This window comes from Hydrogenophaga electricum (assembly GCF_030160815.1).
Classification (GTDB): domain Bacteria; phylum Pseudomonadota; class Gammaproteobacteria; order Burkholderiales; family Burkholderiaceae_C; genus Hydrogenophaga; species Hydrogenophaga electricum.
The window spans coordinates 146,003-156,290 of sequence record NZ_BSPB01000006.1; the positions used below are offsets into that span (position 1 = coordinate 146,003).

Here is a 10,288-nt window from a genome sequence, read left to right on the forward strand (position 1 = left end):
AAGGCGTGCGGTTGTGGTGCCCGCAAGGCGCTCAGCGCGGCGCCAGGCGGATCGCGCCGTCCAGGCGGATCACCTCGCCGTTGAGCATGTCGTTTTCGATGATGTGCTTGGCCAGCTTGGCGTAATCGGCCGGGGTACCCAGGCGGCTGGGGAACGGCACGCCGGCCGCCAGGGCATCCTGCACTTCCTGGGGCATGCCGAACAGCATCGGTGTGCCGAAGATGCCGGGCGCGATGGTCATGTTGCGGATGCCGTTGCGCGCCAGGTCGCGTGCGATGGGCAGCGTCATGCCGACTACGCCACCCTTGGTGGCACTGTAGGCGGCCTGGCCGATCTGGCCGTCGTAGGCGGCCACGCTGGCGGTGCTGATGAGCACGCCGCGCTCGCCGGTGGCCTCGGGCTCGTTCTTGCACATGGCGTCGGCCGCCAGGCGGATCATGTTGAAGGTGCCGACCAGGTTGACCATGATGGTCTTGGTGTAGACGGCCAGCGAGTGCGGGCCGTTCTTGCCCACGGTCTTTTCGGCGGGAGCGATGCCGGCGCAGTTGACCAGGCCCATGAGCTTGCCCAGGGACACGGCCTTGGCGACCACAGCCTGGCCGTCGGCTTCGCTGCTGACGTCGCACTGGACGAAGGCGCCGCCGATCTCTTTGGCGACCGCTTCGCCTTTCTCAGCCTGCATGTCGGCGATGACCACCGTGCCGCCGTTGGCCGCCAGCATGCGCGCTGTGCCTTCGCCCAGGCCCGATGCGCCGCCGGTGACGATGAAAACCTTGCCTGCGATGTCCATGAAATGCTCCTCGTTGGGTGGATTGACGTTGACGTAAACGTCAATTATGGCCGAGCCCGGTCTGTCTTCGTCGGGGCTGCCTCGGGGTGTCATGGTGTTTTCATCGTGGTGTCACAGAGCCCGCCTAGGCTGGCCGGTCTTTCACCGATTTCCGGAGCCCCGATGTTCGACGACCGAGACGCCCTCATGCACCGCATCCATGCCGATCTGATGGATGGGTACGACGAAGAGCTGGAGATGGAGATCGAGGACCGCCACGTCGACGAACTGGCCGGCGATCTCAGCCCGGAAGCCCTGCTGCAGCACAAGGAAAGCCGCCGCATCTACTTCCGTGAGCTGTTCCGGCTGCAGGCCGAACTCGTGAAACTGCAGGACTGGGTGCAGGCCACCGGGCACAAGGTGGTGATCCTGTTCGAGGGGCGTGACGCGGCCGGCAAGGGCGGAGCGATCAAGCGCATCACCCAGCGGCTGAATCCGCGCGTGTGCCGTGTGGTGGCACTGCCCGCACCCAGCGATCGCGAGCGCACGCAGTGGTATTTCCAGCGCTACATCCAGCACCTGCCGGCAGCCGGCGAGATCGTGCTGTTCGACCGCAGTTGGTACAACCGCGCCGGGGTGGAGAAGGTGATGGGCTTTTGCTCCGACGAGCAGTACGAGGCGTTTTTCCGCGACGTGCCCGAATTCGAGAAGATGATCATCCGCTCGGGGGTGCAGCTCATCAAATACTGGTTCTCGCTTTCGGACCAGGAGCAGGAACTGCGCTTCCTCGGGCGCATCCACGACCCGCTCAAGCAGTGGAAGCTCAGTCCGATGGACCTGGAAAGCCGCCGCCGCTGGGAGCTTTACACCAAGGCCAAGGAAGTGATGATCGAGCGCACGCACATTCCGGAATCGCCCTGGTGGGTGGTGCCGGCCGACGACAAGAAGAAGGCGCGCCTGAACTGCATCCACCACCTGCTGTCACAGATGCCCTATCACGAGATCGAACGCCCGGCGATCACGCTGCCCGAGCGGGTGCGGCATGAAGGCTATCGCCGCCACCAGGTGCCCGGCGAAATCTACGTGCCGCAGGTGTATTGAAGACAAAGGCCCGCATTTGCGGGCCTTTGTCTTCAATCTCAAATCGAGAGCTTGGCGTTACTGGCTTGACCGGGATGCCTGCGGTGTCCCCTCAATGAGGTGACGTGCCGCAGATACGGCACGGGGGGCTTTACTTGTAACCGACGCGGTCCAGCATCTGCTGAACCTTGGTCAGGTTTTTGGCCACCACGCCCAGCGGGATCTGTTCGGCCTTGAAGTGGTCGCCACCCATGGCCTTGAGGGCCGGGTTGTCGATCTTCACGCCTTTGGCGGCAGCAAATTCGTTGTTGCCGTTGGCGAAGTAGTCCTGCGCGAACGGGCTGGACAGGTATTCCATGAACGCAATGGCGTTGTCCAGATGCTTGGCGTTCTTGGCCACGGCAGCACCCGCGATGTTGACGTGCGTGCCGGTCGTGCCCTGGTTGGGGAAGACGATGCGCACCTTTTCCATGACGGCCCGGTCTTCCGGTTTGGTCGACTTGAGCAGGCGCGCCACGTAGTACGAGTTGCTTAGTGCCACGCCGCACTCACCCGACGCCACGGCCTTGATCTGGTCGGTGTCGCCACCCTTGGGCGCGCGGGCCATGTTGTCCACGACACCCTTGAGCCAGGCTTCACCCTTGGCGTCACCCATGCGCTCCACCACGGTGGCAAACAGCGACAGGTTGTAGGGGTGCGAACCCGAACGCGTGCAGACCATGCCCTTGAGTTTGGGATCGGCGAGCTGTTCGTAAGTGGCCACGTCTTCGGCCTTGAGGCGGGACGGGTCGTACACGATCACGCGGGCGCGGGTCGAGAAGCCGGTCCAGGTCACGCCGTCCTTGGTCGCATCGGCACGCAGGTTGGCGGGGATGGCGTCATTGAGCTTGGCCGACTTGATCGGCAGGAACAGGCCCTGGCTGTCGGCCGAGGCCAGACGGGCAGCATCGACCAGCAGAATCACGTCGGCGGGCGAAGCAGCGCCTTCGGCCTTCAGCCGGGCGATGATGCCGGCGTCGTCCGCGTCCACGCGGTTGATCTTGATCCCCGTGGTCTTCGTGAACTGCTCGTACATCGCCTCGTCCGTCTGGTAATGACGGGCCGAATACAGATTCAGAACCTTTTCCTGGGCCTGGACACCCAGGGAGGTCGCGATGGCGGCGAAGACAATGGAGAGCTTGGCAAACTGGCGCATGAAAGGCTTTCTGCGTGACAGGAAATGATCCGGTCGGGTGCGTCGACACCCCCGGTGTGGATGATGATTCATGCTAACACAAACACGAATTGTTCTTAATAAAATGGCGGGTTGGAGTGGGGTTTTGCTGCTCGCTCTGTGGCTGGCCGGTTGTGGCTCGACACCGCCGGTCCAGCCGGCTCAGCCCGCCCCGCCTCCGGCGGTGACCGCGCCCGAAGGGCGTCCGCCCCGCCTCGGTCTGGCGCTGGGTGGCGGGGCCGCACGGGGGTTTGCCCACGTTGGGGTGATCCAGGTGCTGGAAGCCCAGGGGATCCATCCCGACCTGATCGTGGGCACCTCGGCGGGCAGCCTGGTGGCGGCGCTTTACGCCACGGGGCGCAGTGCGGCCGAGCTGGAGAAGCTGGCGCTGTCGATGGACGAGGCGGCCCTGACCGACTGGAGCATGCCGCTGGTCAGTCGCGGCATGTTGCGCGGCGAGGCGCTGGCGCGGTTTGTGCGCCAGGCGGTGGATGGCCGGGTCATTGAACAGATGGCGCTGCCGCTGGGCATCCTGGCCACCGATCTGCAGACCGGCCAGGGGGTGCTGTTCCGCCGGGGCGACACCGCGCAGGCGGTGCGGGCCTCCAGCGCGGTGCCCGGCGTGTTCGCGCCGGTCTCGATCGGTGGCAAGGATTACGTCGATGGCGGGCTGGTGGCGCCGGTGCCGGTGCGTCAGGCTCGGGAGATGGGGGCCGAAGTGGTGATCGCCGTGGACATTTCCGCCGACCCGGCAGACATTCCGGCGGGCGGGCTGTTCAGCCTCTTGCCCAAGACCACGGCCATCATGGGGCAGAGCATCAACCGGCTGGAGCTGGCCAGCGCCGATGTGGTGTTGCGGCCGACACTGCCAGGCGTCGGCAGTGCGGACTTCCGTTCCCGCCAGCGCAGCATCGAGGCGGGCCGGGCCGCGATGCAGGCGGCGCTGCCGCGCCTGAAGGCCGAGCTGGCCCGTTTGCGTGTGGTCACCCGGCACTGATGTACGCTGAACGCGAGCGCGCTGTCAGCAGGTGCTCGGTCGGCGTGGCCAGAAAAAAAGCCCCAACCTTGCGGCTGGGGCTTGAAGGGGTCCGATGAAATCCGATTTCGAAAAGGACCCGAGGAGACAACCAGAAAAAACGGTCTTGGAGGACCAAGTGCCGCCCCTTCGAGGTCGGACTTGATCTTCCGGGATTTCGACCGCGCCAGACTTGATCGACATCAAGCCGGGAGCGGACAGCCCGATCAGCGCTTCTTGGCAGCAGCCTTGGTGGCGTTCACGGCCTGGCTGGTCACGGCGTTGAAGTTGGCTTCGGCCAGTTCGGTGGCTTGCTTGACAGCCTTTTGCACCGATTCCAGCGCGTTGTTGGAGGCAGAGATGGCGCTCTTGATCACGGCCACGGCGGTTTCGGAACCGGCGGGGGCGTTCTTGGCGGCGCTGTCCACCAGGGCGGCAAACTTCTTCTGGGCATCGGCGGCCTGGGCTTCAGCAGCCTTGCCGAATTCGCCGGTGGTGCCCGAAGCGATGTCGTACAGGTGGCGGCTGTAGGCGGCGGTCTTTTCGGCCAGGGGCTGGACCAGGCTGGCTTGCAGGGCCACGAGTTCCTGAGCGTCCTTGACGGACATCAGGGCCTGGGCGCTGTTGGCGGATTCGGCCAGAGCGGCCTTGGTGGCCTGGATGTTCAGCTCGACCAGCTTTTCCACGCCTTCGAAGGCTTTCTGGGTCAGGCCGAACAGGGTTTCGATGTTGGCTTTCTGGGCGGCAACGATTTGGTCAGCGGTCAACATGGTTTTAACTCCTGTGTTCAGTGTTGAAAAGGTAGTTGAAGGCTGCTTGGGAACACCGCGCTGTACTTGGACGCTGTTGTTCTTCGTTCGCTTTGCTGCGCTGCAACATGATTTGAATTATAGGGATGCCTTTGTCTGGTGCAAGCCCTTTTTGTTGCATTGCAGCATATTAGGGCCCTCGCTCTAAATCCTGGCTGCTCCGAGCCCGGCGGTTGGCGGGCCACAATGGCCCGGGTGAATGTCTACTACGCCGACCACTTTGTTTTGCCTTTGCCGGACGGACACCGTTTTCCGATGGCCAAGTACAGCCGCCTGCGTGAACGGTTGAGCGCAGAGTTCCCGACCCTGCGGTGGGGCGAGGCCAGGCCGGCCAGTGACCAGGAGTTGGCCCTGGTGCACGAGCGGGCCTATATCGCGGCCGTGGCCGAGGGCACGCTGGCGCCGGCTGCGCAGCGCGAGATCGGCTTTCCGTGGAGCCCGGCCATGGCCGAGCGGGCCCGGCGCTCCGTGGGGGCCACGTTGCAGGCCTGTCGCGCCGCGTGCGCGCACGGCGGCCTGGCAGCCAACATCGCGGGGGGGACCCACCACGCCTATGCCGACAAAGGCAGCGGCTTCTGTGTCTTCAACGATGTGGCCGTGGCGGCTCGGCTCATGCAGGCCGAACGGGCGCGGAGGCAACCAGGGCGGGCGCGGCTGCGGGTGGCCATCGTCGATCTGGACGTGCACCAGGGCAATGGCACGGCGCGCATCTTTGCCGACGACGAATCGGTGTTCACGCTGTCCCTCCATGGCGCCAAGAATTTTCCATTCCGCAAGGAAGCCGGGGATCTGGATGTACCCCTGCCCGATGGTTGCCGGGACGACGAGTACCTGGCAGCGCTCGATCACGCGCTGGCCGAACTGGACCGGCGATTCGATGCCGATCTGGTGCTCTACCTGGCGGGCGCCGACCCGCACGAAGGCGATCGTCTGGGCCGGCTCAAGCTCAGTTTCGATGGGCTGGAGGCGCGCGACCGCCGTGTGATGGAGTGGGCGTGGCAGCGGCGCCTGCCGCTGGCTTTTGCCATGGCCGGTGGTTACGGCAACGACCTGGAGGCGACCGTGCAGGTGCAGGTCAACACCTACCGGGTGGCGCTGGGCTACCACGCCCGCTGGCAGGCGCTGGCCGCGACGCCGGCGACAGGTTCCGGCACAGGCGGCTGGCAGAATGCCGCCGCATGAACGCCCCCGCTGCCCGCCCCCAGGCCTTGCCCCGCGACCACTACCGCGTGTTCCGTGCGATCGGCACGCGCTGGATGGACAACGACATCTATGGCCATGTCAACAACGTCGTCTACTACAGCTGGTTCGATACGGCGGTCAACGCCTGGCTCATCGAGCAAGGGGCGCTGGACATCCATGCGGGGGCGGTCATTGGCCTGGTGATCGAGACCCAGTGCAACTACTTTGCCCCGCTGGCATTTCCGCAGACGGTGGAAGCGGGCCTGCGGGTGGCGCATCTGGGAAAGTCCAGCGTGCGTTACGAAGTCGGGCTGTTTGCGCAGGGAGACCCCTCCGCCGCCGCATGCGGCCATTTCGTGCACGTGTATGTGGACCGCGAAACCCGCCGGCCCGTACCGCTGCCGGACCGGTTGCGCGAGACGCTGCAGACCCTGCTTTGACCCGCTGCCGGCAAGCCGGTACGGGGGCCGCCATAATGTTTTGAAATTGACGTATACGTCAATCAAAAAACAGGAGACCTGCATGACCCCCAATCCCCCGGGTGCCACCCAAGCCATCGACGCGGCGAGCGTGGATGCCGCCATTCAGAGCCGGCTTTCGGCACGCGCCTTCCTGCCAACGCCGGTGTCGCGCGACACGCTGGAGCACATTCTGCAAGTGGCAGCCCGTGCGCCTTCGGGCACCAACACGCAGCCGTGGAAGGTCTACGTGCTCCAGGGGCCCAGCCGGGACCGTCTGGTTGACAAGGTCTGCGCCGCGCATGACGCGCTGCGCGCCGATCCATCGCTGGCCGACCAGTATCGCGAAGCGTACGACTACTACCCCACCCAATGGGTCAGTCCCTACATCGACCGGCGGCGCGAGAACGGCTGGGGGCTGTATGGGCTGCTGGGCATCGGCAAGGGCGACAAGGACAAGATGCACGCCCAGCACCAGCGCAACTTCCGGTTCTTTGATGCGCCGGTGGGCCTGATGTTCACCATCGACAAAATCATGGGTCGGGGCTCGCTGGTGGATTACGGCATGTTCCTGCAGAACATCATGATCGCCGCACGCGCCCAGGGCCTGCACACCTGCCCCCAGGCCGCGTGGAACGGTTTTGCCCGGATCATCCTGCCGCACATCGGTGCGGGCGAGAGCGAGATGCTGGTCTGTGGCATGGCGCTCGGTCACGCCGATCCGGACGACAAGGTCAACGGCTTCATCACCCCGCGCGAAAGCGTCGCCAGCTTCACGCACTGGCTCGGCTGACGGCGCGGGGACTCCGCATGGCGGTCAGCGCGGGTCGGGCACCCAGCGACCGCGGCGTTCGCCTGGGAACGGGCGGGGCGGATGGCGGTCGGGCGGGATGATGCCCATGGCCACCAGGTTGGCACGGCTGTCGTAGCGGATCAGCACGACGTCGTCGGGCCGGTCCGAGCGGCGGTCGAAGCGGGTCTGGGCCACGCGATCGTATTCCCGGTCGCCGTGGCCGGTACCCAGTTGTGGGCCGGGTTCGGCGCGCAGCGAACGCCCGTGCAGCTCGGCCGGTGGCGCGTTCTGCGGGGCCGGTGCGTTGCGGCCATACGGGGTGTCGTAGGGGCGTGCGTCGGGGTTGCGCCAGGGCGTTTTGTCGCGCTCCTCGCGGAAGACCGCGATGCCGATCACGCCGACGTCGTCCGGGCGGCCGGTGCGTGCAGCGTAGGAGCGTGACAGGCGGGTGAATTCAAAGGCCGCGATTTCCCGGCGACTCTTGCGCCAGCCGTTGACCTCGTAGCGCTGCCAGGGGGCGATGACGTAGCCCGCTTGGTCGAAGGCCGCGGTTTCGCCGGTGACCACGTTGACGCCGTCGACCGACACGACGTTGAGCAGGCGCTCATCCGAGCGGTTGCGCAGCTCGATCGCGTAGCGTGCCCCGGGCTCGCCCGGGACCCACAGTTCACCGCGGTATTCGTAGACCGGGAGGATGTCGTCCGTGTCGCGGTTGACGACGCGCACGTCGACCAGACGTCCGGCCGCGTGGGCCGACAGCGGGGCCAGCAGGCCGACGCCAGCGGTCAGGCCCAGGGTTGCGCCCAGCGTGGTCCTGAGAACCGAGCGGCGGGAGAGGGAAGGGGTTGCGGAGGTCATGAAGCGTCTCCTGAATCCAAGAGGTGAATCGGAGCCTGCAGTACACCGGCTGGCTGTCAAGCCCAGGCTGCATGAGTGAAAACGGTGTGTAAAGAGTGGTTCGAAGCTGTTCGCGCGCTGCTGCGCGATGCCCCCGTGTTCTGGTACAAACCCGGCCTTGCCCCCGAAGGAGTGAATTCATGGCCCAGTTTCGCCAGGTGGTGCTGTTCACCGATACCGATGGCCGAGCCCGTTTCCGGGAGGACTCGCTGCCCCTGACCGAAGGCTCCCCAGCCGCCCGGTTGTCGCCGCTGTTGCCCGCATCGGGCCTGCAACTGCGTGAGAGCCCGGTGGGTTTTCGCAGCGACTTCCATTGCACCTCCGCCCCGCAGTGGCTTTTTGTCCTTCAGGGCCAGATGGAGATCGGCCTGCAGGACGGCAGCGCGCGCGTGTTTGGCCCGGGCGAGCATTTTTTCTCTGCCGACACCTTGCCGGAAGGCGCGACGTTCGATCCCTCCCTGCATGGCCACCGCAGCCGCCAGGTGGGGGACGAGCCACTGGTGACGGCGTTCGTGCGCGTCTGAGTCCGCGTTGCGGCTGCGTCAGCGGGCCAGGGCCTGTTCGACGGCCTTGCGGGTGTAGTCCGTCAGGTAGTCGAGGAAGACGCGGGTGCGTTGGGGCAGGTACTTGCGGCTGGGCAGGGCGGCATAGAGCGACAGGCGGGCGCTGATCCAGGGACTGAGCACCCGGACCAGGGCGCCGCTGTTGATGTGCGCGGCCGCCAGTTCGGCTGTGGTCGAGGTGATGCCGGCACCGTCCAGGGCAGCCCGGATCAGGGTGTCGGTGTGGTTGCTCCACAGCACCGGGGGCACGTCCACGTCAAACACCTCGTCGGGGGCATCGGTGCGGAACACGCGCCAGGGGTCGGTGCGCATCACCTCGGCAACGCGCAGGCAGTCGTGGTGAACCAGATCACGGGGGTGTTGGGGCGTGCCCCGCCGGGCGAGATAGGCCGGCGAGGCCACCAGGATGGCTTCGGTGCCACTGATGAGCCGGCGCGCGACGACGGCGGCGTCGTAGTCCTCGCGCACGCCCAGCAAGGTCACGTCATGGTCTTCGATCGGCGGGTCGGTGCGGTTGTCCACGTCGATGACGAGCCGGATACCCGGGTAGGCGCTGCGAAAACCCGCCAGCACCGGGCCCAGCACGTGCGTCGCCAGGGCGGGCACCGTCTGGATGCGCAGCGTGCCGCAGGGCTCGTTGTTCTGTGCACTGACCAGGGCATGGGCGTCGTCCAGGTCCTGGAGGATGGGGCGGATGCGCTCCAGATAGGTCTGGCCGGCTTCGGTCAGCGCCAGGCGCCGGGTCGTGCGCTGGATCAGGCGGGTGCCCAGGTAGGCCTCCAGGTCGGCCACCAACCGGGTCACGACCGCGGGTGACAGATCGAGCGACCGGGAGGCCGCTGCAAAACTGCCCTCGTCGGCGACGCGCTGAAAAACACGCAAGGTCTGTAGACGGTCCATGGCGATCCGGTGGTGGCCGAAAGATTGTTTCCGATATGGAAATTATCTATTGGGGATGTGGTTGTTTTTCTCTATCAAAAGAAATTTTACAGTTCAACCCAAGGCAGCGATACACACCCGTTCCGCCGTGAAACACAGCGAAACGCAGCGATACCGCACCGAGAAGACCGCCGGGTGATGGCCCGGCACCATGCAACCCGTACCGCAACTCTCCAAGGAAAACATCATGAACACCTCCCGCACCCTCGCTTCCGCTCTCGCCGCTGCTGTGCTGGCCGTTTCGGCCGGTCAAGTGCTGGCGGCCGATCCCGCGCCGCAGGGCAAGACCCGCGAACAGGTCAAGGCCGAACTGGCCGAAGCGCTGCGCACCGGCGACATCGTCGCTGGTGGCGACAGCGGCATGAAGCTCAACGAGCTGTTCCCGAACCGCTATCCGGTCAAGACCAGCAAGTAAGCGCGCACTTTGCGCAACAGGCGGGGATGTGCCCCGCACAACCTCCCCAGTCTGTTTGAAGGAACCATCATGAACACCCAACGTCGCTTCACTTCCGTTTTTGCTGCTGCCGTGCTGGCCATCGCCGCCGGTCAGGCCGTGGCCGCCGACCAGGG

12 protein-coding genes are annotated in these 10,288 nt (G+C 65.7%); 7 read left to right on the forward strand and 5 right to left on the reverse strand.

The genetic code is table 11. The annotated features are described in order from the left end of the window. Window positions 1–31: 31 nt before the first annotated feature. On the reverse strand, window positions 32–790 hold the full coding sequence (locus QQK43_RS06375; RefSeq protein ID WP_284307128.1) for a 3-hydroxyacyl-CoA dehydrogenase: 759 nt from the start codon (window positions 788–790) through the stop codon (window positions 32–34). Between the two features lie 162 nt (window positions 791–952). On the opposite strand from QQK43_RS06375, the gene ppk2 reads away from it, so the two are divergent. Further along, a complete protein-coding gene (ppk2, locus tag QQK43_RS06380; RefSeq protein WP_234263447.1) occupies window positions 953–1,870 on the forward strand; it encodes a polyphosphate kinase 2 in 918 nt (305 codons plus the stop codon). A gap of 130 nt (window positions 1,871–2,000) precedes the next feature. Here ppk2 and QQK43_RS06385 read toward each other — a convergent pair whose 3' ends face one another. Beyond that, complete coding sequence (locus QQK43_RS06385) at window positions 2,001–3,044, reverse strand: extracellular solute-binding protein (protein WP_284307129.1); 1,044 nt, start codon at window positions 3,042–3,044, stop codon at window positions 2,001–2,003. Between the two features lie 103 nt (window positions 3,045–3,147). Here QQK43_RS06385 and QQK43_RS06390 point away from each other — a divergent pair, with 103 nt between their 5' ends. Then, entirely contained in the window at window positions 3,148–4,059 is a 912-nt protein-coding gene (locus QQK43_RS06390; RefSeq protein ID WP_234263444.1) for a patatin-like phospholipase family protein, read from the forward strand. Between the two features lie 245 nt (window positions 4,060–4,304). Here QQK43_RS06390 and QQK43_RS06395 read toward each other — a convergent pair whose 3' ends face one another. After that, window positions 4,305–4,847: a phasin family protein gene (locus tag QQK43_RS06395; RefSeq protein ID WP_234263443.1), complete on the reverse strand. Its 543-nt coding sequence runs from the start codon at window positions 4,845–4,847 to the stop codon at window positions 4,305–4,307. A 234-nt stretch (window positions 4,848–5,081) separates the two neighbouring features. Between QQK43_RS06395 and QQK43_RS06400 the strand changes: the two genes are divergently transcribed. The 3 genes from QQK43_RS06400 to QQK43_RS06410 all read left to right on the forward strand — a co-directional run bounded on the left by QQK43_RS06400 (window position 5,082) and on the right by QQK43_RS06410 (window position 7,319). Beyond that, window positions 5,082–6,068 carry a histone deacetylase family protein gene (locus QQK43_RS06400; protein WP_284307130.1) on the forward strand — a complete coding sequence of 329 codons (987 nt, stop codon included), beginning with the start codon at window positions 5,082–5,084 and terminating at the stop codon, window positions 6,066–6,068. Continuing rightward, on the forward strand, window positions 6,065–6,508 hold the full coding sequence (locus tag QQK43_RS06405; RefSeq protein WP_234263441.1) for an acyl-CoA thioesterase: 444 nt from the start codon (window positions 6,065–6,067) through the stop codon (window positions 6,506–6,508). Before QQK43_RS06400 ends, QQK43_RS06405 begins: the two co-directional genes overlap by 4 nt. 82 nt (window positions 6,509–6,590) lie before the next feature. Further along, window positions 6,591–7,319 carry a nitroreductase gene (locus QQK43_RS06410; RefSeq protein ID WP_284307131.1) on the forward strand — a complete coding sequence of 243 codons (729 nt, stop codon included), beginning with the start codon at window positions 6,591–6,593 and terminating at the stop codon, window positions 7,317–7,319. A gap of 24 nt (window positions 7,320–7,343) precedes the next feature. Here the strand turns inward: QQK43_RS06410 and QQK43_RS06415 are convergent, their stop codons facing one another. Then, a complete protein-coding gene (locus tag QQK43_RS06415) occupies window positions 7,344–8,177 on the reverse strand; it encodes a hypothetical protein (RefSeq protein ID WP_284307132.1) in 834 nt (277 codons plus the stop codon). Between the two features lie 179 nt (window positions 8,178–8,356). On the opposite strand from QQK43_RS06415, the gene QQK43_RS06420 reads away from it, so the two are divergent. After that, window positions 8,357–8,740 (forward strand): cupin domain-containing protein, encoded by a 384-nt coding sequence (locus QQK43_RS06420; protein ID WP_284307133.1) that lies wholly within the window; start codon window positions 8,357–8,359, stop codon window positions 8,738–8,740. Between the two features lie 18 nt (window positions 8,741–8,758). Here the strand turns inward: QQK43_RS06420 and QQK43_RS06425 are convergent, their stop codons facing one another. Then, window positions 8,759–9,679, reverse strand: a complete 921-nt coding sequence (locus tag QQK43_RS06425; protein ID WP_234263437.1) for a LysR family transcriptional regulator — start codon at window positions 9,677–9,679, stop codon at window positions 8,759–8,761. Window positions 9,680–9,905: 226 nt separating this feature from the next. Here QQK43_RS06425 and QQK43_RS06430 point away from each other — a divergent pair, with 226 nt between their 5' ends. After that, on the forward strand, window positions 9,906–10,133 hold the full coding sequence (locus tag QQK43_RS06430) for a DUF4148 domain-containing protein (protein ID WP_234263436.1): 228 nt from the start codon (window positions 9,906–9,908) through the stop codon (window positions 10,131–10,133). Window positions 10,134–10,288 lie beyond the last annotated feature (155 nt).